The following is a 24,742-nucleotide window of genomic DNA, read 5'->3' on the forward strand; positions in this document are numbered from 1 at the left end:
TGCACCAGCAACGACTGCACCTGCAGCACAACAAGGAGCGCATCACCATGACGGCATCCACCGACACCGGCGTGAGCCAGGAGCTGCTCGAGGCCGGCCGCCGCGCCTACGAGCTGGACCGCGAGCACGTTTTCCACTCGTGGCAGGCTCAGGGCCCGTTCAAGCCCATGACCATCGTGAAGACCGAGGGGTCCTACGTGTGGGATGGCGAGGGCACTCGCATGATTGACCTCTCCAGCCAGTTGGTCAATACCAACATTGGCCACCAGCACCCCCGCGTGGTGGCGGCCATTCAGGAGCAGGCGGCGCAGATCTGCACCATTGCGCCGCAGCACGTGAATACGGCTCGCTCGGAGGCCGCGCGCTTGATCGCCGAGCGCACCCCCGGGGACTTGAACCACATCTTCTTCACCAACGGTGGCGCGGATGCGGTGGAGCACGCTGTGCGCATGGCGCGCCTGCACACCGGGCGCCACAAGGTGCTCTCGGCCTACCGCAGCTACCACGGTGGGACGCAGCTGGCCGTGAACATCACGGGGGATCCGCGCCGCTTTGACTCGGATTACTCCTCTGAGGGCGTGGTGCACTTTATGCCCGCGTACACCTACCGCTCCTACTTTGGCTCGGAGACCCCCGAGCAGGAGACCGAGCGCGCGTTGCGTCACCTCGAGGACATGATGGTGCTGGAGGGGCCCAAGAACATCGCGGCCATCATCCTGGAGACGGTGCCGGGCACCGCGGGCATCTACGCGCCGCCTCCCGGTTACCTGGCCGGCGTGCGCGCCCTGGCGGATCGGTACGGGATCATCTACATCGCGGACGAGGTCATGGCCGGCTTTGGCCGCACGGGCCAGTGGTTCGCGGTGGAGAACTATGACGTCACCCCAGACCTGCTCACCTTCGCCAAGGGCGTCAATTCCGGCTACGTCCCGCTAGGCGGCGTCGCCATCTCTGACGCCATTTTCGAGACCTTCCGGGACCGCGCCTACCAGGGCGGGCTCACGTATTCCGGCCACCCGCTGGCCGCCGCGGCCGCCGTCGCCACGATCGGCGCCATGACGGACGAGCACATGGTGGAGAACGCGGAGCGCCTGGGCAGGGAGATCATTGGCCCGCGGCTCCAGGAGTTCAAGGCCAAGCATCCCAGCGTGGGAGACGTGCGCGGGCTGGGCTGCTTCTGGGCCATCGAGCTGGTCAAGAATCGCGAAACGCGCGAGCCCATGGCTGCGTACGGCGGTTCCTCGCCGGAGATGAACCAGGTCGTCGCGGCCATCAAGGCCGCCGGCGTGCTGCCGTTCAACAACTTCAACCGCATCCATGTGGTGCCGGCGCTGAACATCCCGGACGAGCTCCTGATCCAGGCGCTGGACGTGGTGGATCGGGCCCTCACGATCGCGGACGGCTTTGTGACCGGCTGACCTGCCGGCTCAGTCGCCTGACGACGCCCGCCCAAGGTGAGCTCCTAGCTCGCGGTGGGCGGGCGTCGTGGTTTGCAGTGTCTGGGCGCGCTGTGGCGTGGTGGTTGACACGGAAAAGTGCGCCGCGAGACGGCAATCCTTGGGTGGGTTGGTGTTCGACGACGCCCGCTCCCGGTGCGTGGGCCGCAAACGTCGATGGTGAGCCGCAAACTCGGCCACGGGTGAGGTTTGCAGTGTCTTGGCGCACTTTGCCGTGGTGGTTGGCACGGCAAAGTGCGCCGCGAGACGGCAAACCTTGGGTGGGGTGGTGTTCGACGGCACCCACTTGCGGTGCGTGGCGCCGTCGGGCCGGGCGTCCGCATCCCGGCGTGCGGGAGGTTTGCGGCCCGGGATCGAGGTGTGCGGCGGGTACGTGGGCCGCAAACGTCGATGGAGAGCCGCAAACTCGGCTGCGGGTGAGGTTTGCAGGGTCTTGGCGCACTTTGGCGTGGTGGTTGACACGGCAAAGTGCGCCGCGAGACGGCAAACCTTGGGCGGGGTGGTGTTCGATGACGCCCGCTCCCGGTGCGCTGCCCGCTTGCGGTGCGTGGCGCCGTCGGGCGGGGCGACTAACCTAGCCAAGTGTCGCTTTCCATCCTGCTGATATTGCTCATCCTGCTCATCGTTGGCGCCATTGCCCAACGCGTCGCCGGGCTCGGGTTCGCCATGGTGGTCTCGCCGTTTGTGGTGATTGTGCTGGGCGCGCATCAGGGCATTGTGCTTGTGAACCTGTGCGGCGTGTTCTCCTCAATGCTCGTGATCCACCATGTCTGGAAACGCGTGCGGTGGAAGGCGTTCCTCTGGCTGATCATCCCGGCGCTGATCGGCTCGCTGCCCGGCTCCTTCCTGGCCAACTGGCTCCCGGCCGGCCCTCTCTCCGTGATCGTGGGCGGCGTCGTGTTGCTTGCCCTTGGCGTTTCCCTGCTGCTCAGCCACCGCGGAACGCAAATTCAGGAGTCCGGCCCCAACCGTTCCGTGGCCGGGTTCTTCGCCGGGTTCAGCAACTCACTCTCCGGCGTGGGCGACCCCGTGCTGACCGCGTACGCGCAGCTGAGCCGGTGGAAACAACAGGATTTTGTGGCCATGCTGCAGCCCTTCTTCATCCTCGCCGGCACCTTTTCTGCCGCTACCAAGGTCGCCGCAGACCCCAGCACCATGCCCGTGCTGGATTGGTGGCAGTGGCTGCTGCTCGCGGCCATGATTGTGCTCGGCGTGCAGATTGGGCACCGCCTGGCTCCCAAGGTGAACGACACACTGGCCCGCCGGATCGTCGTGATCCTCGCGATCGTTGGCGCGGCGAGCGCTGTGGTCAAGGGCATCATGGACACGGTGGGTGCCTGACCCGGTGCCGACGGGTGCGGGGTGGCACCATGGATACACCGGCGTCGCGCCGGGCTGGGGCTGGCAGTCACGCCGTTCCCGCCACGCGGTGCCGGCCGTACCGAGCCACACGTACCGAGCCACACGTACCGAGCCACACCTACCAAGCCCTACCCAGCGATACCTAGCCCTACCTAGCCAGCCCGAGAGGCCCCCGCGAATATGACCCCGCCCCGCATCCCGTCCAGCGCCGGATCGTCCTCATCGACGAATCCTGCCGCCGCTGACGCCCACGCGGAGTCAGGTCGGCCGGGCGGCCCGGGTGCCTCGAAGTTGCCGGGTGCTTCGAAGGTTCCGGGCGCCTCGGTAGAGGTGGAAGCAGAAGGCGTCTACCCGGAGAATGAGCGCCCGTCCTTCACCACGCGTAGCCGTGGCCGCTGGGCCCGTTTCCGGCAGGGGCTGCGGGACGGTTTGCCGTTCCCGCTCTGGTGTCAGGGCGCCATCGAATCTTTTCAGGCTTATCTTTTTGGCGCTCTTGTGGTGCTCATCCCCGCTCTGGCCGCGTGGTTTGCGGGCGCGTGGAGCGATAAAACGTGGCAGGACGCGGTGTCCATCGGTGCGCAGTGGTGGCTCAGCGCCCACGGCGTGCCGCTGTTCCGTGCGGAGAACGCGCAGGGCGGCGGGGGAGTCTTGTGGTTTGTGCCGTTGCTTCTGACGTTGGTGCCCTTTGCCCTGGCTTGGCGGGCCGGGCGGCGTCTGGCCCGTGCCTCGTGGTCGGATCAGCTGTGGCAGGGAATTGCCGGGGCCAGCCTGTTTTACGCGGCCGCCGGCGCGCTGACGGGATGGATCGGGCGAACGGAGGACGCGCAGAGCAGCTGGTGGATGGCCGCCGTGATCCCGCTGGTGGTGGTGCTTCTTGGCCTGGTGGTGGGGGCGCGCCGTGAGGCCGGCAGTTTTGGTCGCCTGATTGGAGTCGACGCCGCGGAGTGGTTGCGTCGCACCAGTCAGTATTCGCGTTGGGCCGGGTCCTATTTGTGGGCCGTGGCCCGCGCTGGCCTGATTGGTTGGGTCGCAAGCTTTGGCATCGCCGCCGTGGTCCTGTTGGTCCGCGGATTGACCCACTGGGTAGAGATCGTCACCGCCGCGCTGCACCTGGCACCGGGCCCCGTGGGTGGCGCCGTGCTGGCGGGCGGGCAGGGGGTCTACCTGCCTAACCTGATCAACTGGACGCTGGCCTGGATCTCCGGCGGCGGCTTCTCCGTGGGCACCGAGTCCTCCTTCTCGCCGCTGGAAACGCACGCCGGACCCATGCCGTCCTTCCCCGTCCTGGCCCTGCTGTCCACTGACCTGACGGACGCTTGGTGGGTCATGATCCTTCCCGTGGTGGCCGGCGTGGTGGCCGGCTGGTGGTTCCTGCGCGAGGGCGAAAATCACCTCGAGGAGTCCCTCCAACTGCGCTTTGGCCCCAGGTGGCTCGCGCTGAGTGTCTCCACTTTGCTGCTCGGTGCGCTGGTGGGGCTGGTTTCCGCGGTCCTGGCGGCGCTGGCCTCCGCGCTCTCCTCCGGCAGCCTTGGCGTGGGTGTGTTCACGGATCTTGGCCCGCACATTTGGCTCACGTCGCTGCTGCTCATGCTGGAGATCGGCGTCGGCACCATGATCGGTTACCTGCTTGCCCCGCTCTTTGAGCGGGATTTGGTCCTGGACGCCTGAAGCCGGCGGTCCTGTTCGGCACGCTGATGGCTGTGCCCGACGACGCCGCGTGAGTCGCCGCGGATCGGTGCCTTGGCGCCTGGGCGGGTGGCGTACGGCGCCGGATAGACTCGACGCATGCGTGTTGTCGCCCTTGTCTCCGGTGGTGGGACTAATCTCCAGGCCGTGCTGGATGCCGTCGAGGACGGCTCCCTGAAGAACGTTGAGGTGCTCGCCGTTGGCGCGGACATTCCCGGGACGGGCGGCGTGGATCGCGGTGTGGACGCCGGAGCTGAGGGCTTTGTTGTCTCGCCCAAGGACTTTGAGACGCGTGCGGAATGGGATGAGGCGCTGGCCTTGACGGTGGCGCAATACGAGCCGGATGTGGTGCTCTCCAGCGGCTTCATGCGCATTCTTGGCGCCCCCTTCCTGGAGCGCTTTGCCGGCCGGACGTTGAATACTCATCCGGCCCTGCTTCCATCATTTCCGGGCGCCCATGGTGTGCGCGATGCCCTGGCATACGGCGTCAAGGTCACCGGCTGCACCGTGCACTGGGTGGATGCCGGTGTGGATACCGGCCCCATCATTGCCCAGCGCGCCGTGGAGGTGGTGGAGGGCGAGGGAGAGGCGCAGCTGCACGAGCGCATCAAGTTCGCGGAGCGCGAGCTCCTGGTGCAGACGCTGAGCCGCCTGGCCGCGGGGGAGATCCCCTACCCGGCCTGAGCGGTGCTGAGGTTTGCGGCTCCGGATCGAGGTTTGCGGCAGCCGTTGAAGCCGCAAACCTCGATCGTCGGCCGCAAACCTGGCTCGCCCGCCCCGACTACCCCCGCCCAGCCACCCAGCCCGCCCAACCGCCGAAATATATATGATGGACGATGCTGGGACCTTCCCGGGCGGCACCAGCCGGACGCCGGCCGGGGACTCGCAGAATGGATGACGTACCCCTCTCCTGGTGCAGCCAAGACACCCTCAGCACCAGGTCGTTGCCCCCTCAAGATCGACGATGCGGATCCACTCGTTGGCACTCCGCAACCCTGAGCCAAGGAGACCACGTGGACCGCAGGCAGAATCCCCCTCTCGACGATCTACTCCAGCCTCCCTCCTGCGCCACCGCGCCTTCCGCGATGACCCCCGCCCCGGACGTCGCCACCGCACCAGAGCTGCACCTGGCCCCGATCCCCACGCCCACCACGCGGCTGCCCCGGCTCTTCCCCGCCACAGAGGCGACCCTCGTGATGAAGCTGGATTCGTTGCAGCTGGCGGGAAGCACCAAGGAGCGCACCGCACACGCCCTGCTGACCGGCATGTTGGAACGCCAGGAGCTCGCGACGGGAGGGACCGTGGTGGAGTCCACCTCAGGGAACCTGGGCATTGCGCTGGCCCGGCAGTGCGCGGTGCGTGGCCTCACCTTTGTTGCCGTCGTGGACGAACGCGCCAATCAGGCGGCCTGCAAGACCATGCTGGCCTTTGGTGCCACGGTTGAGGTGGTGCCGACCCCGGCGGACGGCAACCGCCTGCGGGCCAGACGCGAGCGCGTCCAGGAGCTCCTGGCGGCGACCCCCGGCGCCGTGACCACGCACCAGTACGGCAACCCGGACAATCCGCGTGCGCACCACTTCGGCACCATGCCAGAGCTGGTGCACAGCCTGGGGCGTGCCCCGAGCAGGCTGTACGTCGCCATGAGCACCACGGGAACCTTGCTCGGCTGTCAGCGTGCCATTGCCGAGCACGGTTGGGATACCGAGCTCGTTGGCGTGGATGCCGAGGGGTCCGTTCTTTTTGGTGGCAAGGCCGGCGAGCGGAAGCTGCCTGGGCTCGGCGCGGGAGTCGTCACGGAGCTCTCGGAGCAGGCCACGCCGGATCGGGTGGTTCGCGTCAGCGAGGCGGACATGGTGCTTGGCTGCCGCGTCCTGGCCCAGCGCGAGGGCCTGCTGGCCGGTGCCTCCACCGGCGCCATCGTGGCGGCGGTCGGCGCGGACCTCCAGCGCCTGGCGGCTGGTGAGGTGGTCGCCATGTTGATGCACGACGGCGGCGCCCCCTATCTGCCGACGGTGTTCGACGACGCGTGGGTGCGTTCCGAGCTGCCCGACGCCGGGCGCGGGCTGGCACGGGCCTCTCTGTCCAATCCCTTTGCGACCGTATGACGCAGACGGCGGATCTGGCGATCGTTGGCGGCGGCCCGTCGGCCCTGCGCGCCCTGGCGGAGCTGGACATCCTCCTGGCGGCCCGCCAGGAAGCGGGCGCCCAGGAAGGAGGCGACCAGGAAGTCCGCGGCGAGGAATCAGCCGGCCGAGCCACCCTCGCGGGCACACCTCCGCGCCTTCCACGCATCGTGGTGATGGAGCTGGCAGAACCAGGGGCAGGCGCGGTCTGGGACACGCAGCAGCCCGAGCATTTGATCCTCAACGCCAGCAGTTCCATCGTGGACCTCAGCTGCCCCCAGGTGCCGTTGAGTTATGACCAGTGGGCAGGTTCAAGCCAGGATTCGTTCCCGCCGCGGGCCAGCGTGGGCCGATACCTGGCGTGGGCCTTCGCCCGTCTGCAGGCCTCGCCGCGGTGGGAACTTTCCGTCCGTCGCGCCTGGGTGGATGCGGTGAGCCCCCACGCTGTCGGGTACAGCCTTCGCCTGCTGCCGGCGCGGGAGCCTGCCGACGCTCTCGACGCCGGCCACGCCCAGCCGCGGGAGGAGGTGCACGCCCGCGAGGTGCTGCTGTGCACTGGGCACGCGCCCCGCACGGTTCCGGATCATCTGGCCCTCTCCGGTCGGCACTCGGGCCTGCAGCCGCACCCCAACCCAGCCCCCGGCGTCCCGGCGGCGGGATCGCTCTGCGCCATCCGGGGCGCCGCCCTGACCGCCTTCGACGTGATCGCCGATCTGACTCTGGGCCGCGGCGGCGGGTTCGCTGCGGCGCCTGATGGCCGCCTGAACTACATCCCGTCCGGCGCGGAGCCCGCTCACCTCCAGATGTGGAGCCGCTCGGGCCTGATGATGCTGCCCAAGCCCTCCGGGCGAACCCCTGGCCTGGCCGCGGCCGTGCAGGCGCTGACCCGGTCCCTGGAACCGGGCTCCGTCCCGGACGATGCCTGGTGGCAGCAGATCCGGGACGCAGCGATCGCCGCGGCATGCACCGCGGGCATCGAGCTGGCACCCGCCGCACTGGACGCGGTCTGGGCGGAAACGCACCACGTCGCGAGCGGCCAGCAAACCGATCCGGCCCACCACCACGCCCCTGCCCACCGCCACGATCCGGCCCACCACCACGCCCCGGCAGACATCACCCCCGCGTGCCTGGAGCGCTGGCGCGCGGACCTGGCCCGTGCCCAGGGCGTGGTGGATGCCGACCCGCGCTGGTGGTGGGGCCGCGCGTGGGCGGCCGGGTACAGCGACGTCGTGCGTAGCCTTGATCGCGCCCAGCGCGACCGGGAGAGCTGGAGCCGGTTCCGCGCCCGCGCCGCCCTGCTGGAGAAGTGGGCCTTCGGGCCCCCGGCGCGCACCATTGAACGCCTGGTAGCCCTGAGCGAATCGGGGCTGCTCACGGTCCATCACGGAGCGCCGCCGCCGTCGGGCGGGGAGTCAAACACCCACACGGTGGACGCGATCACGCCGGGCCCCGGCGTGCTGCGAAGCCCGGCGCTGTGGGGGCCGCCGGCAGCGGAAACTGGGCAGGACCCCGCAGCGCCCGCCGCCGCGATGCCCGACCCCGCGATGCCCGACGCCGCGTGGTCGGCTCTGTGGGCCGGCCTCCTTGCGGACGGCTTGGCGACGGTGCGACCCGGCGAGCGCGGTGTCCTGACGTCCCGGGAGGGGCAGTGCGCGGGGCCAAACGGCGCGCCCACACCCGGGCTGTACGCGCTTGGCCGCCCCACCGAAGATCCCACCGTTGGCCACGATTCGCTCCAGCGGCGCCTGCGTCCGGAGTTCAGCCTGTGGGCGGCAGGATGGTCTCAACGCTTCCGTGGGAGGCTCTTCTCGCCGCTTCTTAGCCCACCGCTTCTCCGCCCCACCAAGAGCAAGGATTCCTAGCGTGGCAACCACTTCTGCGCCCGCCTGCCATGGCACCCCGGCACTCACAGCCCTCACGGAGCCGTGGATGGAGGAGCTCCTGGCCGATCACCAGCAATGCCAAACCTTGCTGTCTAAATATGGATCACCGCTCAACGTGATGGACTTTTCGGCTGTGGCCCGCAATATCGATGAACTGGTGAACGCGGCCACGGATCGCGGGGTGGAGCTGCGCGTCTTTGTTGCACGCAAGGCCAACAAGGCACTGGGCCTCGTGGACGCGGCCCATGCGGCGGGGCACGGAGTGGATGTGGCCTCGCTGCGCGAGTTGGAGCAGTGCCTGGAGCGCGGAGTCCCGGGTGAGGACCTGATCGTCACCGCCGCAGTGAAGTCCCGCGCCCTCCTGCAGGTGGCCCTGGGCTCCGGCTCCGTCGTGAGCGTGGACAACGCGGACGAGCTGGATGATGTGCTGGCCGTGGCGGAATCGCTGCCCACGGATCAGCTCCCGGCGCGGCTGGCCGTGCGGATGGCAGCCTCACATCCGGACATTGCGCCATCCAGGTTTGGGCTGAGCTGTTCGCGGTGGATCTCGGTGCTGGCACGGCTCTCGCCGCAGGAGCGGGGGCTGCTGAGCGTGGACGGCATTCACTTCCACCTCAACGGATACTCGGCGCGGGAGCGGGCCCTCGCGCTCGCCGAGGCCGGTCACTTCGCGGATGAGTTGCGAGGGCAGGGCCACCCCGTGAGCTTCGTGGATATGGGCGGCGGCGTGCCCATGAACTATCTGCGCAGCGAGGAACAATGGCGGGAGTTCTGGCGCGCGCTGGCCGCGGACTCCGCCGGAGTCCTGACGTGGAAGGGGGACCGGCTGGGGCTGCAGGACCCGGAGGCCGCACGCCCGTCCGCCGCCCTCTACCCGTTCTGGCAGGAACAGATCAGGGGGCCCTGGCTTGGCGCCGTTCTTGACGCACGCACCGCGGAAGGCGAGAGCATCGCCTCCATGCTCACGCGGCGTCGACTCCACCTCAGATGCGAGCCCGGCCGCGCCGTCCTGGATGGCTGCGGGCTGACGCTGGCTCACGTGGCGTTCACCAAGCGTGACCGCGAGGGCACTGGCCTGGTGGGGCTGCACATGAACCGTACCCAGATGCGCTCCACCTCGGTGGATGTGCTCCTTGACCCGCGCTGGGTGGAGGATCCCGCCGCGGAGCGCACCGAGGCTCTGGACGGCTTCCTGGTGGGTGCGTACTGCATCGAGGATGAGGCGATCCTGCGGCGGCGGCTGGCGTTCCCAGGCGGGGTGGCGCGCTCTGACATCGCCGCTTTTGTGAATACGGCCGGGTACCTCATGCACATCATCGAGAGCGCGTCGCATCAGCTGCCGCTGGCGCTGAATCTGGTGAAATCCGGCGGCGGATGGGCATTGGATGACATCGATAGTGAGGGTTCGCGGCCCCAGGAGCTGGCGCGCTGAAGCGCCACTTCTCCTGCTCGACGCCGCTGGGTCGCCTCAGGAGGTGCGCCCGGTTCCCCTGAAGCGAGCCAACAATCCTCGTCCGGTACGCACGCGGCGCGCGTGTCGCAGCTGGACGTCGCCGCCAGCCCACTCCGGGTCGCTCTCAGTCAGGGCGTGTTCCTCGCCGGGAGCATTGACCTTGAGTGAGCGAAGGAGTGCCTGCTCCAGGCTGACCGGTCGAAGATCGGCGGTCGAGCTGATCACTTGGCTGTAGTGCCGCCGGGGCTCCGGGGTGAGGTTTTCCCCGAGCGAGGGGATGAGTGCCTTGACGGTGGGCAGGGGGATCCGCGTGATCCAGGCAGCGGGGTAGATCAGGACCACGTAAGGAACCCTGGGGATGTTGATGAAGACGCGCTTGAGCCCAGCCACCCGCGCAAAGGTCTTGACGAGTTGCCGGTAACTCACGGCGTCCGGTCCGGCCGCATCCACCACCGCCGGTGCGGGGGCGGCGTCGTGGGCGGCCACGAGCACCGAGAGCAGCTCCTCAATGGAGATCGGAGCGATGGTGGCGTCCATGAAAGCCGGGAGGGGAATGAGCGGGAGCCGTTCCACCAGGCGCCGAATCAACTCGAAGGAGGTGGACCCGCCTCCCAACACAATTCCGGCGCGCACGGCCACCACGGCGCCGTCAAAGTGACGTAGCTCCGTCTCCACCTCCAGCCGGGAACTCAGGTGCTCCGAGAGCTCCCCGCCGTCCGGAACCAGGCCACCGAGATAGACGATTCGCTCCACGCCTGCCCGGGTTGCCTGCTCGGCAAAGCGCGCGGCCAACTCCCGGTCCTTGCTCCTAAACCCGGCGCCGTCCATGGAATGTAAGAGGTAGTAGGCGGTCTTCACGCCGGCAAGGGCGCGCGCCACCTGCCCTGCATCCTGGGCGTCCATGGTGCGCACGTCCACCTGTTCGGCCCAGGGAAAGGCGGAGGCCTTGTCGGGGGAACGCATGGCCGCCGCCACGTCGTGGCCGGCCGCGAGGAGGCGCGGGATCAGTCGGGAGCCGACGTATCCGCTGGCGCCAGTGACCAGAATGGTGGGCTGTGCCTGCTGAGGCCGTGTCATGGTGTGCCTGCTGTCGGGGGGTGGGGTGAGGCGGGGGGTGGGGTGAGGCGGGAGTGGGGAGAGGAGGGGGATGGGTGAGGCGGGGGATGGGTGAGGCGGAGGGAGCGGGGGATGGGGCCGGGCCGGGGGGCCAGGCCGAGTCCGCTCATCGTCGCAGACCGGCACGGCAGACACCAGCGGGCTGGCAGGAGAGGGCCGGTATCAGCGGGCCGAGCGCAGCCCGGGATGGCGCCCGGGATGGCGCCCGACATGGCGCCCGACATGGCGCCCGCGATCGCGCCCGACATGGCGCGCGCGGTGGCGCGCGGTTGCGTCGTCGAGCGGGACGTCGTCTGAGAGGATCGAGGCATGACGCTCCCGGTGCGGCAAGCCATCTGGCTCCCCTTGATCACGCTCGTGCTGGGAAGTGCCCTGCTGGCCACTGCCTTTGCGGTCTCTGCCACTCCGGCGCTCTTTGTCCCGGTTTCGCTGGCTGTGGCCCTGGTCTGGACCGTGGGAGGCCTGTGGAGCAGGCGGCTACGCCGGCGCCTCGGAGCAGGTGGGACGGACCGTGACTTGGCCGGCGCTGGGCTGTGGGCAGGGCGGAGCCGAACCGTGTCTGGGCCACCCGGGCGCCCCATGTCATGGACCAGGAGCCTGGGCTTCTCGAGTGCCGCCGCGGTTGCCGTCGCCGTGCTGTTTCTGGCCGGGACCTGGGTCCTGTCCATGGTTCCGTTGACCCGTGACTTCCTGCTCGCGGCGAGCACGGCCGCCTCAGCCACCCAGCTCTGGCTGACCGTACTTGTTGCGATGCTCACCGGCTGGGGGGAAGAAATCTTCTTCCGCGGTGCGCTGCCTGCCTACCTGGGACGGCATGGTCAGTGGTGGGCCATCGCGGTGTATACGGCCAGCACGGTCTTCACCGGCAACGCGGTCCTGGTCCTCGCGGCACCGATCCTCGGAGTGATGTGCCAGTTGGTGTTCAACCGCACGGGCCGGCTGTGGACTGCCTGCGTGGTCCACACTGGCTTCAGCTTGGGCGTGGTGGGATTGGTGCCCCTGCTCCTTCGCTAGTGGGCCACCACGCCGCGCGACGAACCGCCACTACTCCAGCTCGACGCCGCGCGTCTCCGGGGCCTTCCACAGCATGGCGGCGATCGCGATGACCACCAGGATCAGCGCCACCATGAAGCACGTCGCCAGGCCGTAGACGGGCCAGGCCAGCGCAAAGAGCAGCGGGCCCACGCCGGCGCCGAGCCGGGACATGGTGGAGGCCCAGCCAAAGCCAGAGGCGCGCAGTTCGGTGGGGTAGAGCTCGGACGCGTAGGCGTAGAGGACGGGGATGGCGACCTGGATGAGCGCGCCGAACACGAGCAACCACACCACGGCAACGCGTGGGTCATCGAGGGTGGCGGCCACGATCACCAGCAGCAGCGCGGACAGGGGAGCGGAGACGGCCAGGAGCACCTTGCGCCCCACAATCTCCACGAGCCACGCGGCAATCACCACGCCAATCAGCCCGGCGGCCGCCATGCCGGCGCCGGAAACCAGGGCGGCGGTGCTGCCAAGGCCGGCCTCCTTGAGGATGGTCGGCATCCAGTTCAGCGCCAGGTAGTAGACCAGCAGCACGCTCAGGAACAGGCCCCACGTGATCGCGGTGACGCGCGGCGCCTCGCGCCAGAGCCGCGTCAGCTGCTCCAACCACGCGGGGGTCTTGCTGGCAGCGCGGGGCGCAGGGCGCTCGACGTCGTAGGGCACAGCGGGTGCGCCGGTGCGCCTGACCAGGTCATCCACCACCGAGCGGGCCTCGGCCTCGCGGCCGCGGGCGGCCAGGAAGAGCGGGGACTCCGGGACGGAGCGTCGCACCCAGAACACCAGCAGCGCGGGCAGGATCATGATCGCCAGCGACCAACGCCAGGTGCCGGTGGCGGCGAGCAGCCAGGCGCTCACAAAGAAGGCCAGGGCGGCGCCGATGGGCCACCAGCCATCCATGGCGGTGAGGACGCGGCCACGTTCCTTGCGCGGAGTGAACTCTCCCACCAGCGCGTAGTCCACGGGGATGCAGCCGCCCAGCCCCACGCCGGCCAGGAAGCGGAATAGGGCAAAGAGTGCAAAATTGGGTGCCAGCGCGCCGGCGGCCGTGAAGACGGCAAAGATCAGCAGCGTCCAGGTGAAGGCGCTGCGCCGTCCCACGCGGTCTGCCACCGTCCCCCAGATCACGGCGCCAACCGCCATGCCGATCAGGTTGGCGGTGCTCAGCAGGGCTGCCGTGGGCCGGTCAAGGCCCCACTCCTGCATCACGGCGGGGATCAGCGCGCCGTTCAGCGTCACGTCCCAGGCATCGAACATGAAGCCCAGCCCGCCGATGAGGAAGATCTTGCCCTGGACGCCCCACCTGAAGGGGAGCCCTTGAACCACGGCATCCGAGGTGGGACGCGCTGGAGCCGACTGCGACACGGTGTCTCCCTGAGGGCAATGAAAGCGAAGCGGATGAGTGATGATCGCGGCGGCGGATCCCTGGCGGGTGCCGGACTGCGCCGCACCATCATTGCAGACGGGTGCCGGCCTGCACCGCCGCTACCCACAGATTCGTCCGCGCCCCTTCAACCGCATGGCTGGGCCGCGTAGTGTCGGGTCATGGGACTCGATTGGACAGCCCTGGAGCAGGGCTTGCAGCGCGTGGCCACACAAAAGGCCGCGGCGATCATGGCCGAGCATGAGGGCCATTCCTTCTATGGGCTTGCCCTGCATGGGGTTCCCACGGAGGAGGACGGCGAGCTGGTGCTCCCCGTTCTTGCGCTGAATTCTGAGGAGGCCCTCGCCAGGGACCTGAGCGATGAGCCTCCTGTGGATTCAGAAGATGACGATTTTGAGACGGACCCGGAGGCGGAGGAGTGGTCGGAGCCACCGCTGGATGGCTCGGATCCGCCGGACCCGGAGGAGGACGCCGCTGCGGATGACGCAGAGGCGTCCGCGCCGGGCGCGGTGGAGGAGACGGGCGACGACGAGCTGGACCTGGACGCTGACGTCGACACGGATGACTCCACGGCCGGTTTCTACTCCCGGCGCTGGGACCCGGGGGAGTGGCATTGGAACGCCGTCGATTTGGTGGAGTCCGCCGCGGCGGGTGTCTGGGAGCGCGCCTTCGCGGCAGAGGTGCAGGGCAACGGCTGGGAAACCACGGCGCTGCGCTACTACGGCCTCATGGTCCGCGTGGTCCAGGCGGTGCGCCAGGATTTGGAGGCCAGCGGCGGCAAGGAATTGGTGTGCTTTGTTGCGGACGATGACCACGCGGAGCGCCTGCTGCGCGCCAGCCTGACCGCTGAGCAGTTGGAGCGTCACTTCCCGGAATTGGTCGCGAACTAAACGCCAAGGCACCTGCCCGACGCCGCGTCGTCGGGCAGGTGCCTTGCCTTGCCTTGGTTGCCCCCGGGGCTGGGCCCCGTCAGCCCTTGGGCTCCGTCACTGCTTGGGCCCGCGGCGCCTGACCGCCGTAGACTGGGCCTGCCCCCACCCGCACCAAGCCGCCCAGGAGCTTGAACCGTGAGCCAGACCGCGCCCGATCGCGTGCCGCTGAAGCGTGCACTCATTTCCGTTTACGACAAGACCGGGCTCGAGGAGCTCGCGCAGGGTCTGCACCAGGCGGGGGTGGCGATCGTGTCCACCGGTTCCACCGCGTCTCGCATCGCGGCAGCCGGCGTTCCCGTCACCGAGGTGGCGGACCTGACCGGCTTCCCTGAATGCCTGGAGGGGCGCGTCAAGACGCTGCACCCGCGCGTGCACGCGGGCATCCTGGCGGATCGGCGCAAGGAAGATCATGTGCGCCAGCTGGAGGAGCTGGAGATTGAGCCCTTTGATCTGGTCGTGGTGAACCTGTACCCGTTCGTGGAGACCGTGCAGTCCGGCGCCAGCCAGGATGAGGTCGTGGAGCAGATCGACATCGGCGGGCCCTCCATGGTGCGCGCCGCGGCCAAGAACCACCCCTCGGTGGCGATTGTGGTGGATCCGGCCAAGTACAACGACGTGGTCGCGGCCGCGCAGTCCGGCGGCTTTGACCTGGCCACGCGTCGCCGCTTGGCGTCCCTCGCCTTTGCGCAGACCGCCGCCTATGACACGGCCGTGGCGACCTGGACCGCGTCGCAATTTGGCGATCCGGAGGCGCCGGAGACCCCGTCCTTCCCGCCCTACGCCGGCCTGGCGTTGGAGCGCAGCGAGATCCTGCGCTACGGCGAGAACCCGCACCAGGCCGCCGCGCTCTACGTGGAGGTGGGTGCCGCCCCCGGCATCGCCCAGGCGGAGCAGCTGCACGGCAAGGCCATGAGCTACAACAACTATCAGGATGCGGACGCCGCCGTGCGTGCAGCCTTCGACTTTGCCGAGCCGGCCGTGGCGATCATCAAGCACGCCAATCCGTGCGGCGTGGCCGTGGCCAGTCCCGGCGCGGCGGATCCCATCGCGGACGCGCACCAGAAGGCGCACGCCACCGACCCGGTCTCCGCCTTTGGTGGCGTGATCGCGGCCAACCGCCCCGTCACGGCCGCCATGGCGCAGACCGTGAAGGGCATCTTCACCGAGGTGGTGGTGGCACCGGGCTTTGAGCCCCAGGCCGTGGAGATCCTCTCCGCCAAGAAGAACATCCGCCTGATCCAGCTTCCCCAGGGCTTTGCCCGGGACAGCGTGGACGTGAAGCAGATCTCCGGCGGCGCGCTGTTGCAGCAGTCGGACGCCATCGACGCCGCTGGGGATGACCCGGCCAACTGGACGCTTGCCTCCGGGCAGGCCGCCGACGAGGCCACGCTCGCGGACCTGGCCTTCGCCTGGCGCGCGGTGCGTGCGGCCAAGTCCAACGCGATCCTGCTGGCCAAGGACGGCGCCGCGGTGGGCATTGGCATGGGCCAGGTCAACCGCGTGGATTCCTGCCGCCTAGCGGTGGAGCGCGCCAACACGCTGGGCGTGAAGGTGGAGTCAGACGTGGAGGGAGCTGGCGGGGCGGAGGCCGCGGCGGACGCGGTGTCTGAGGAACGTTCCATCGGTTCGGTGGCCGCCTCCGATGCGTTCTTCCCGTTTGCCGACGGGCCGCAGACGCTGATCGACGCCGGCGTGAAGGCCATTGTTCAGCCCGGCGGTTCCATGCGAGACCAGGAAACGATCGACGCCGCGAACGCCGCCGGCGTGAGCATGTACTTCACGGGGGAGCGCCACTTCTTCCACTGAGGTGGTTGGTCCGTTGAGTTGAGCGGTCCGCGGATCGCCGTCCGCACTTTCCACCGGGTTTTCGCCGTCAGTCAGTCCGATCCTCGGGGCTGGGGCGAAAACCCGGTGGATTTTTGCGTCGTGGGTCTGGGTCGCGGCCGGCGGCGGGGCGAATCCCCTGAGTTTGCGCAGATCCCCTGGGTTTGCGCAGGCCCCCTGAGTTTGCGCAGATCCCCTGGGTTTGCGCAGATCCCCTGTCGAGCAGACGGGGGATCCACGAAAACCCGGGGGATCCGTGGATGCCGGGTCAGGCGAGCAGCGTTCGGCGGGCTAGATCAGGAATGGGCCACCGCGGCGTCCACCGCGGAACCCGGCGCCAAGGACGCAAGCAGCGCCGCGCCGTCGAGCCCCGAGCCCTCCGGTTCCACCAGCACCGCGCCCGGAAGGTGCACGCCGAGCGCCTCGCGGAAGGCCGCGTCCACCGTGGGGTCCGTGAGGACCTTGCCCAGGCGGGCCACGCGGACGTCGTGGTTCAACCCGACCCGGGCCGCGGCGGTGGCCACCGAGGTGGCGAGTTCCTGCCCTGCCCACTGCGCAATCCCGTGCGCCACCTGGTCCGTGCCGGCCAGGGCGGTCACGCGGCGGGAGTATGAGGCCATGCGGCGCACGCGATCGGGGTCCGCCTGGATCTGCACATAGGCGGCCTCCAGGTCGGGGAAGTCCGTGCGGAAATCGTCGGTGAGTGCCGTGGCGGGCCCGCGTCCGTCGTGGTGGCGCATCACGGCGCGCCAGCCCTGGGCGCCCACGGAGTAGCCGGAGCCGTCGTCGCCCATCAGGTAGCCCCAGCCGTCCACGCGGGCGGTGCGCTCCGCGCCGACGCCAAAGATGATGGCGCCCGTGCCCGCCGCGACCACCACGCCACTTTCGTCGCCGAGGGCCCCAAGGTAAGAGGTCACGGAGTCGTGCGCCACGATGATGCGCTCTGGCCCCGTGCCTGCCTGGCCCAGCTCCTGGCGCAGGGCTGCCGCGAGGCCAGGGACGTCCGCCACGCCTGAGGTGCCGATGGCCAGCGTGACCGCGGCGGGGTCCTGCCCGGCGCGCAGCAGCACCGACGCGGCCATTCCGGCCAGCTGCGGCGCCAGCGGCTCCGCGGTGCGCACGCCGGGGAACTCGATCTCAGGGTGAGCCTCTCGGTTTTCAGAGCCGGGGGAGCCCGACGGCGTGTGGAGACGAAGACGGACGCCGGTCTGGCCGGCGTCCACGGCGAGGACACTCTGGTGCACAGGAAAACCTCTTGGCTGCGGGACGAATCACGGATGATGCAAACGACGGATGGTGCAAACGACGGGGGGTGCTCGGTAGGGCGGGCTGTGCCGAGGGTCTTGCCCCGCGGCTAGCGCCCCAAGTCTCTCACCTGCCGACACCCGCGCGGGCGAGGGCGGCCCGCCTGTCCCGCCCCGGCATCGGGGCTACGCGCCGTGCACCAGCTCCACGATGAGCACTGTGGCCAGCACCAGCATGATGAGCGCGATCAGCGCATCTAGGACCCGCCAGGTCCAGGGTTTGGCGAAGAGCGGGCGCAGGGCTCGGGCACCAAAGCCTAGGGCCAGGAACCACGCCCAACTGCCCGCGGCGGCGCCCAGCCAGAACCACCAGCGCTGATCCCCAAACTGGTTGCCGATGGAGCCAAGGAACAGCACGGTGTCCAGGTACACGTGGGGGTTGAGCCAGGTGAAGGCCAGCACGGTGAGCACGGCGGGCCATAGTCGCGGCGGGCTGGCGTTGGCTGCCTCCAGCGTCTCGGGGGAGCGCAGTGCCCGGCGTAGCGACAGGGCGCCGTACACCAGCAGGAACACGATCGCGGCCAGGCGCAGCACCACCAGGACGGGCGGCGCCAGCTCGGTGAGCGCCCCGATTCCGGCGATGCCGGCCGCGATCAGCGCGGTATCGGAGACGGCACACACCAGCACGACGGCGGTGACGGTGCCGGTTTTCGCGCTGAGGCCAATGCGGAGCACGTAGGCGTTTTGGGCTCCGATGGCGACGATCAGGGCAAGGCCGGCCACAAAGCCCGTGGCGAGGATGGAGAAGGGCATGAATCGAAGCTAGGGCCGAACGCCAAAGACCATGCGCAATGCTTCAGATTGGTCAAGCCTCTTAAGCAACGCTTCATACCGGGTTAGGGTGGCCACCATGAGCGCACCGCTTCCCCTGCATCAGCTGGAAACCCTTGTTGCCGTGGTGGACGAGGGCGGATTCGAGGCCGCCGCCCGCCGCCTCCACATCAGCGCGCCCGCCGTCTCACAGCGCATCCGCGCGCTGGAGCTGGCGGTCGGGCGAACGCTTCTGCAACGAACGGTGCCTCCCGTTCCGACGGATCCCGGTGAGCGCCTGCTTCCCGTGGCCCGGCGCCTGGTCCTGCTCTCCGCGGAGGCGCAGGCCGCGGTGGGGCTGGACGGAGCTGGCGGAGACGGGGCTGGCGGGGACGGAGTGGGAGGGAGCGGCCCGGACGGGACTGGGCCGGGCGCCGGCCGCATCACCCTTCCCCTCGCGGTGAACTCCGACAGCCTGGACACCTGGTTCCTGGATGCCATCGCGAGCGCCCCGGACGCACGCAGGACCGCCGTGCATCTGGAGCGAGCCGACCAGGATCACACCGCCGCCCTCCTGCTCTCCGGCCGGGTGGTGGGCGCCGTGAGCACCGCGGCACAACCCGTGCACGGCTGCACCAGCACCGCCCTTGGCGTGGTGCGTTACCTGCCGTTGTGCACCCCCGAGTTCGCCGTTGCCTACGGCCTGGGCTCCGCCCACGGCCCAGGCGGCCCGCGCGCTGGCGGGAGTCGCGCCGGCGGCCCGCACACTGCCAGCCCGCACACTGCCGGCCTCGCCACCGCACCACGCGTGGATTACGAGGCGGGCGATGACCTACAGGCCGGCTTCATGCGCCAACTCCTGGGGTATTCCAGCGAGCCGCCGCGCCACCGCATTCCCGGGTCCATCGCCTACGTCCGGGCCGTGGAGGCCGGCCTGGGCTGGGGGCTGATCCCGGAGGAGCAGGCCGCTCCTGGCCTGCGCTCCGGGCACCTGATCCCCGTGGTCCCGGGCAGATTCCTGGACGTCCCGCTCTTTTGGCAGCGACTGGAGCTGCCCTCCGCCACCTTGGAACGCTTCAGCGCGCACGTGGTCGCCTACGCCGCGCAGCGGTTGCGCCCCGTCGACAGCTGAGCGCGATCTGCCCGGAGTAACGGCCGCGGCGCGGTAGTCAGCCCCGAAGCCGCTTGATCAGGCGCAGTTCCCACTCACCCTCAGCGATGCGGTGGCGCACCCGCCCGCGGTCCGGCCCCGCGTCGTCGAGCACAAAACCGTGGCGCTCATAAAAGCGCCGCGCGCCCAGGTTTTTCTCGTGAACCTCCAGGCTGAGGACGTCCCCGTGCTTGCGCGCCCAGCGCTCCACGGCACGCAGGAGCCGCGGTGCCACGTCCCAGCGGCGCCCGCGCGCGGAGGGCGTCACGTACACGCCCACCAGCCAGGGGCCGGTGCCATCCTCTGGAAGGTAGCCGCCCATGGTGCCAAGCCAGCGGCCCTCATCGGTCTCCGCAACCACCACGGTGGTCGTGGGGCCCTCGCCACGCTCGCCGCGAGTGCGCCACTCGTCCTCTGAGAGCCCGCGCGCGTCCTCCAGGGTCTGGGCGAAGGCCAACGGGGAGTCCTGCAGCATTTCGAGGCGCAGGTCCCGGACCCGCTGCCAGTCCTGCTCGGTGGTGGTGCGGAGGCGGAACGGCTGCATCCGGACAGGGTATCCGGTGGCAAGGCGCTCCGGACCGGGGTTACTCATCATCCGCTCGGAGGATGACACAAAATGTGGCGTGGGGCACACTGGAAGACGTGGCGCTGGCCGTCCAGGCCGCGCCGATGGAAGGAGAACTCCATGTCCCCTCTGCTTGTAGGAACACTGACCTTCTCGGTCGCCGTGATTGCCGTGGCGATCTGGGCCATCCTCGCTCTCACGGCCCGCCGCAGGCAGCTCTCCGCCTCTCGCATCGCGGCGCTCAACGCCCAGCAATCGGCAGAAACGGGCACCGGAGCGGACGCGGCTCAGCACGGTTCCCAAGGCGCCCCGGGCCTCAGCGGGCGGCACATGGTCAACCAGCCAGGCTCCGCGGCAGGGATGAGTTTCTGAGCCATGGGCGGCGGTGGTCTCCCTCACCCGCGTCCGCATTGGCCTCAGGTCTGACGTAGAATCGGGCCGATTGGGCTCTGTCCAATCCTGACGCTGTCGAACCGTTGAGGGAGACGCCTTTCCATGGCACAAATCATCTACACCCACACCGACGAAGCGCCGATGCTCGCGACCCACTCTTTCCTGCCGATGGTAGAGGCCTTCGCCTCACAGGCGGGCGTGGAGATTCAGACGCGCGACATCTCGCTGGCCGGGCGCATCATCGCCACCTTTGCCGACTACCTGAGCCCGGAGCAGCAGGTCGCCGACTCGCTGACCGAGCTGGGCGAGCTGGCCAAGACCCCAGAGGCGAATATCGTCAAGCTGCCGAACATCTCGGCGTCGGTGCCTCAGCTCAAGGCGGTCATCGCCGAGCTGAAGGCCCAGGGTTACGACCTTCCTGACTACCCGGATGATCCCTCCGGCGACGTTGAGACGGATGTGCGTGCGCGCTACGACAAGATCAAGGGCTCCGCCGTGAACCCGGTGCTGCGCGAGGGCAACTCGGATCGCCGCGCGCCCCTGTCTGTCAAGAACTACGCCAAGAAGCACCCGCACTCCATGGGCGCCTGGAGCTCCGAGTCCAAGACCAACGTGGCCACCATGGGTCAGGATGACTTCCGCTCCAACGAGAAGTCCGTGACCATGCCGGCCGCGGACACGCTCACCATTCGATTTGTGGCAGAGAACGGCGCCACCAAGGTGCTCAAGGACAAGATCGCCGTGCTGGAGGGCGAGGTCGTTGACGGCACCGTGCTGCACGCCGCCGAGCTGGATGAGTTCCTGGCCGCACAGGTGGTCCGCGCCAAGGAAGAGGGCATCCTCTTCTCCGCGCACCTGAAGGCCACCATGATGAAGGTCTCCGACCCCATCATCTTTGGCCACGTGGTCCGCGCCTACTTCTCTGAACTCTTTGAGGTGTACGGCAAGCAGCTCGCCGCAGCCGGCCTGAACGGCAACAACGGGCTCGCCGCCATCCTGGCCGGCCTGGATGAGCTGCCAGAGGACGTTCGTGAGGGCGTCAAGGAGCTCATCGAGAAGGGCTACCAGGACGGCCCGGCGCTGGCCATGGTGGACTCAGACAAGGGCATCACCAACCTTCACGTCCCCTCCGACGTGATTGTGGATGCCTCCATGCCTGCCATGATCCGCACCTCGGGTCAGATGTGGAACGCCGCGGGCGAGTCCCAGGACACCCTGGCGGTCATCCCGGATTCCTCTTACGCCGGCGTGTACCAGGCCGTCATCGAGGATTGCCGCGCCAACGGCGCCTACGACCCCTCCACCATGGGAGACGTTCCCAACGTTGGCCTCATGGCGCAGAAGGCGGAGGAGTACGGCTCCCACGACAAGACCTTTGAGTTGGATGCCAACGGCCACGTGCAGATTGTGGACTCCAAGGGCTCCGTGCTCATGGAGCACCAGGTCTTCCCGGGCGATATCTGGCGCGCGTGCCAGGCCAAGGACCTGCCGATCCGCAACTGGGTTGAGCTGGCCGTTGAGCGTGCCCGCGACTCCCAGACCCCCGCCGTGTTCTGGCTGGATGAGGCCCGCGCGCATGATGCGGAGCTCATCAAGAAGGTCAAGACCTACCTGGCGGATCTGGACACGGAGGGCCTGGTCATCGAGATCATGTCCCCGGTGGATGCCACCAAGTACTCCATTGAGCGCATTCGCCGGGGCGAGGACACCATCTCCGTGACCGGCAACGTGCTTCGTGACTACAACACGGACCTGTTCCCGATCCTGGAGCTTGGCACCTCCGCCAAGATGCTTTCCGTGGTGCCGCTGCTGGCCGGAGGCGGCCTGTTTGAGACCGGCGCCGGTGGCTCCGCTCCCAAGCACGTGCAGCAGCTGGTCTCCGAGAACCACCTTCGCTGGGATTCCCTGGGCGAGTTCCTTGCCCTGGCCGTCTCCTTCGAGAAGCTTGCCAAGCAGGATGAGAACCCACAGGCCAAGATCCTGGGCGTGACCCTGGACGCGGCCACGGGCACCTTCCTTGATCAGAACCGGTCCCCGCTGCGCAAGGTGGGTCAGCTGGATAACCGCGGCAGCCACTACTGGCTGGTGCGTTACTGGGCGCAGGAGCTGGCAACTCAGACCGAGGACACCGCGCTGGCGGCGGCCTTTGCCCCTGTGGCCAAGGAGCTGGCGCAGCAGGAGGAGACCATCCTCTCCGAGCTCAACGGTGCTCAGGGTGTGGCCGTGGAACTGGGCGGCTACTACCACCCGGATGAGGACAAGGTCGCCGCGGCGATGCGTCCCTCGGCCACGCTGAACGCGATCATCGACGGCTTCAAGAAGTAGGCGGCTTGGCGAGGTAGTGGGAGGCTGTCGCCTTCCGCTGCACCCGCACTGCCCGACGGCGCGGTACCCCACTGGGGTGCCGCGCCGTCGCGTTCTCCGGGTGCGCTGACAGCGATTTTCGCTGCGCGAAGGGGGCGTTGCCTGGGGAGGTGCCCGGTAGGGTTTCGAGGGTGAACACTCCCGATCCGGATTCTCGACCGTTCCAGGTTCACCTGCGCGGCGTCGTCGAACTCTTGAGCCGCAGCATCTACTCCGGCCCCTCCGTCTATTTGCGTGAGCTGCTGCAAAACGCGCACGATGCTATCGCGGCGCGCCGCGATCACGACGGCCAGGGTGGCCTCATCACCATCACGCCGCTCTCGCCTCGCAGCGAGGTCCTGGTGGTCACGGATGACGGCGTGGGGCTGAACGTGGACGAGGTCGCGGAGCTGTTGGCGACCGTGGGGCGTAGTTCCAAGCGGGACATTCTTGACCTGCCGCGCGGGGACCGGCTGGGCCAGTTTGGGATTGGTTTGCTCTCTTGCTTCATGATCGCGGATGAGATCACGGTGCTGACCCGCTCCGCCAAGGGCGCGGAGCCCGTGGAGTGGGTGGGGCGCGCGGATGGCACCTTCAGCGTGCGCCCGCTGGAGGGGATTGAGGCGCTGCAGGTCCCCGTGGGCACGCGCGTTCAGTTGCGGCCAAGGGCGGATGACGCGCAGATGGCCTCCGAGCCCACGGTGCTGGCGCTGGCGCGCAAGTACGGCGAATACCTCTCCGTTCCCATCGATGTGGACCGCGCGGATGGCCGCCAGGTCCGCATCAACAAGCCGGCCATCTTCGCCAAACCGCTGGATGCGGAGCCGGAGGAGCTGCTGGCGTTGGGGGAGGAACTGGTCGGCGCCCGCCCCGTGGAGGCCATTGCCCTGAACGTGCCCTCCACCGGGACCGTTGGGGTGGCGTTTGTGGTGCCGTACGCGCCCAGTCCCGGCGCGCGCCAGGCCACCCGCGCATACCTTGGCCGCATGCTGTTATCGGAGAGCCTGGATGACCTGCTCCCTGAGTGGGGCTTCTTTGTTCGCTGCATTGTCACCACCTCCGGGCTGCACCCCACGGCCTCCCGCGAGGCGCTCATCGAGGACTCGGCGTTGGAGGAGACGCGGGCGGCGCTGGGGCAGATCCTGCGCCGCTGGGTGCTCTCCATGGCGGCCACGCGTCCCGCCTCGCTGCAGGAATTTCTCGCCGTGCATCACCTTGGCCTGCGCGCCGTGGCCGTGCATGATGACGAGCTGGCGGAGCTGATGGTGCCGCATCTGCGCTTTGAGACCTCGGTGGGGACCAGCACCCTGCGGGACCTGGCGGCGGCCCACCCGCGGCTGCGTTACACGGAGACGGTGGAGGAGTTTAGGCAGCTGGCGCCGCTGGCGAGCCCGGATGAGCCGGTCGTCAACGGCGGTTATGTGTATGACGCGGCGCTGCTGCGCCGGGCTGCCCAGGTGCTGCCTGGCCTCTCGCTGCAGCGGGCAGATCTGAGCGAGGTGCTAGATGCCCTGGCGGAGCCGCCGCTGGAATACCGGGCGCAGATCGCGGCCTTTGAGGAGCGCGCAGAGGCGGTGCTGGCTGAGCTGGATTGCGCCGTCATGGTGCGCAGCTTCAGCCCCGCAGACGTTCCTGCCGTCTACGTCACGGATCAGCGGGTGGTGGGCGCTGCCAGACGCCGCGAGGTTGCCCAAGACGCGGGCGGCCTGTTTGGCGCGCTGCTGGGCAAGCTTGACTCCACGCCGGCCGGCCCGCGCGGGCGGCTGTGCCTGAACTTTGAGAACCGGCTGGTCCGCACCCTGATGGGGACGGAGGATCCGGCGGTGTTCCCCTCGGCGCTGCGTGTGGTGTACGTGCAGTCGCTCCTGGCTGGCCACCACCCCCTCACGCGTCAGGACCGGAAGGTTCTGACGGATGCCATGACGGACATTGTGCACCTGTCGGTGGGCCTGGGCTCGGAGTCCTGACTCCGCTCAGCCAATCGT

General features: G+C 68.9%; 19 protein-coding genes. 14 read left to right on the forward strand and 5 right to left on the reverse strand.

The genetic code is table 11. The features are described from left to right. Nucleotides 1-47 precede the first annotated feature (47 nt). From DWQ67_RS13050 to DWQ67_RS13080, 7 genes are all read left to right on the forward strand, one after another. Entirely contained in the window at nucleotides 48-1,418 is a 1,371-nt protein-coding gene (locus DWQ67_RS13050; RefSeq protein WP_121486044.1) for an aspartate aminotransferase family protein, read from the forward strand. 621 nt (nucleotides 1,419-2,039) lie between these two features. Then, nucleotides 2,040-2,798: a sulfite exporter TauE/SafE family protein gene (locus tag DWQ67_RS13055; RefSeq protein ID WP_121486045.1), complete on the forward strand. Its 759-nt coding sequence runs from the start codon at nucleotides 2,040-2,042 to the stop codon at nucleotides 2,796-2,798. A gap of 351 nt (nucleotides 2,799-3,149) precedes the next feature. Further along, nucleotides 3,150-4,487, forward strand: a complete 1,338-nt coding sequence (locus DWQ67_RS13060) for a cell division protein PerM (RefSeq protein ID WP_233556099.1) — start codon at nucleotides 3,150-3,152, stop codon at nucleotides 4,485-4,487. Between the two features lie 117 nt (nucleotides 4,488-4,604). After that, nucleotides 4,605-5,189: a phosphoribosylglycinamide formyltransferase gene (gene purN / locus DWQ67_RS13065; protein ID WP_121486046.1), complete on the forward strand. Its 585-nt coding sequence runs from the start codon at nucleotides 4,605-4,607 to the stop codon at nucleotides 5,187-5,189. Nucleotides 5,190-5,590: 401 nt separating this feature from the next. Continuing rightward, nucleotides 5,591-6,610, forward strand: a complete 1,020-nt coding sequence (locus DWQ67_RS13070) for a cysteine synthase family protein (RefSeq protein ID WP_121486087.1) — start codon at nucleotides 5,591-5,593, stop codon at nucleotides 6,608-6,610. Beyond that, nucleotides 6,607-8,490, forward strand: coding sequence for an FAD/NAD(P)-binding protein (locus tag DWQ67_RS13075; protein WP_121486047.1), 1,884 nt, complete (start codon nucleotides 6,607-6,609; stop codon nucleotides 8,488-8,490). Before DWQ67_RS13070 ends, DWQ67_RS13075 begins: the two co-directional genes overlap by 4 nt. Nucleotide 8,491: 1 nt before the next feature. Continuing rightward, nucleotides 8,492-9,943 (forward strand): type III PLP-dependent enzyme domain-containing protein, encoded by a 1,452-nt coding sequence (locus DWQ67_RS13080; protein WP_199712724.1) that lies wholly within the window; start codon nucleotides 8,492-8,494, stop codon nucleotides 9,941-9,943. A 36-nt stretch (nucleotides 9,944-9,979) separates the two neighbouring features. On the opposite strand, the gene DWQ67_RS13085 is transcribed toward DWQ67_RS13080, so the two are convergent. Further along, nucleotides 9,980-11,041, reverse strand: a complete 1,062-nt coding sequence (locus tag DWQ67_RS13085) for an NAD(P)H-binding protein (RefSeq protein ID WP_121486048.1) — start codon at nucleotides 11,039-11,041, stop codon at nucleotides 9,980-9,982. A gap of 348 nt (nucleotides 11,042-11,389) precedes the next feature. On the opposite strand from DWQ67_RS13085, the gene DWQ67_RS13090 reads away from it, so the two are divergent. Beyond that, on the forward strand, nucleotides 11,390-12,094 hold the full coding sequence (locus DWQ67_RS13090; RefSeq protein ID WP_121486049.1) for a CPBP family intramembrane glutamic endopeptidase: 705 nt from the start codon (nucleotides 11,390-11,392) through the stop codon (nucleotides 12,092-12,094). Nucleotides 12,095-12,124: 30 nt separating this feature from the next. On the opposite strand, the gene DWQ67_RS13095 is transcribed toward DWQ67_RS13090, so the two are convergent. After that, nucleotides 12,125-13,477: an MFS transporter gene (locus DWQ67_RS13095; protein WP_233556100.1), complete on the reverse strand. Its 1,353-nt coding sequence runs from the start codon at nucleotides 13,475-13,477 to the stop codon at nucleotides 12,125-12,127. A gap of 180 nt (nucleotides 13,478-13,657) precedes the next feature. On the opposite strand from DWQ67_RS13095, the gene DWQ67_RS13100 reads away from it, so the two are divergent. Both DWQ67_RS13100 and purH read left to right on the forward strand, forming a co-directional pair. Continuing rightward, complete coding sequence (locus DWQ67_RS13100; protein WP_121486050.1) at nucleotides 13,658-14,386, forward strand: DUF4303 domain-containing protein; 729 nt, start codon at nucleotides 13,658-13,660, stop codon at nucleotides 14,384-14,386. A gap of 177 nt (nucleotides 14,387-14,563) precedes the next feature. Next, complete coding sequence (gene purH / locus DWQ67_RS13105) at nucleotides 14,564-16,234, forward strand: bifunctional phosphoribosylaminoimidazolecarboxamide formyltransferase/IMP cyclohydrolase (protein WP_121486051.1); 1,671 nt, start codon at nucleotides 14,564-14,566, stop codon at nucleotides 16,232-16,234. Nucleotides 16,235-16,548: 314 nt separating this feature from the next. Here purH and DWQ67_RS13110 read toward each other — a convergent pair whose 3' ends face one another. Beyond that, entirely contained in the window at nucleotides 16,549-17,496 is a 948-nt protein-coding gene (locus DWQ67_RS13110; protein ID WP_121486052.1) for an N-acetylglucosamine kinase, read from the reverse strand. Nucleotides 17,497-17,682: 186 nt separating this feature from the next. Next, entirely contained in the window at nucleotides 17,683-18,309 is a 627-nt protein-coding gene (locus DWQ67_RS13115; protein WP_121486053.1) for a LysE/ArgO family amino acid transporter, read from the reverse strand. Nucleotides 18,310-18,406: 97 nt separating this feature from the next. Between DWQ67_RS13115 and DWQ67_RS13120 the strand changes: the two genes are divergently transcribed. Next, a complete protein-coding gene (locus DWQ67_RS13120; protein ID WP_158595458.1) occupies nucleotides 18,407-19,438 on the forward strand; it encodes an ArgP/LysG family DNA-binding transcriptional regulator in 1,032 nt (343 codons plus the stop codon). 37 nt (nucleotides 19,439-19,475) lie between these two features. Here DWQ67_RS13120 and DWQ67_RS13815 read toward each other — a convergent pair whose 3' ends face one another. Continuing rightward, on the reverse strand, nucleotides 19,476-20,000 hold the full coding sequence (locus DWQ67_RS13815; RefSeq protein ID WP_158595459.1) for a GNAT family N-acetyltransferase: 525 nt from the start codon (nucleotides 19,998-20,000) through the stop codon (nucleotides 19,476-19,478). A gap of 141 nt (nucleotides 20,001-20,141) precedes the next feature. On the opposite strand from DWQ67_RS13815, the gene DWQ67_RS13820 reads away from it, so the two are divergent. The 3 genes from DWQ67_RS13820 (at nucleotide 20,142) to DWQ67_RS13135 (ending at nucleotide 24,724) form a co-directional block, all read left to right on the forward strand. Further along, nucleotides 20,142-20,393 (forward strand): hypothetical protein, encoded by a 252-nt coding sequence (locus DWQ67_RS13820; protein ID WP_158595460.1) that lies wholly within the window; start codon nucleotides 20,142-20,144, stop codon nucleotides 20,391-20,393. A 123-nt stretch (nucleotides 20,394-20,516) separates the two neighbouring features. Continuing rightward, nucleotides 20,517-22,739, forward strand: coding sequence for an NADP-dependent isocitrate dehydrogenase (locus DWQ67_RS13130; RefSeq protein ID WP_121486056.1), 2,223 nt, complete (start codon nucleotides 20,517-20,519; stop codon nucleotides 22,737-22,739). A gap of 170 nt (nucleotides 22,740-22,909) precedes the next feature. Next, nucleotides 22,910-24,724 (forward strand): HSP90 family protein, encoded by a 1,815-nt coding sequence (locus DWQ67_RS13135; protein ID WP_121486057.1) that lies wholly within the window; start codon nucleotides 22,910-22,912, stop codon nucleotides 24,722-24,724. Nucleotides 24,725-24,742: the final 18 nt, after the last annotated feature.

This window comes from Galactobacter caseinivorans (assembly GCF_003640665.1).
GTDB lineage: Bacteria > Actinomycetota > Actinomycetes > Actinomycetales > Micrococcaceae > Galactobacter > Galactobacter caseinivorans.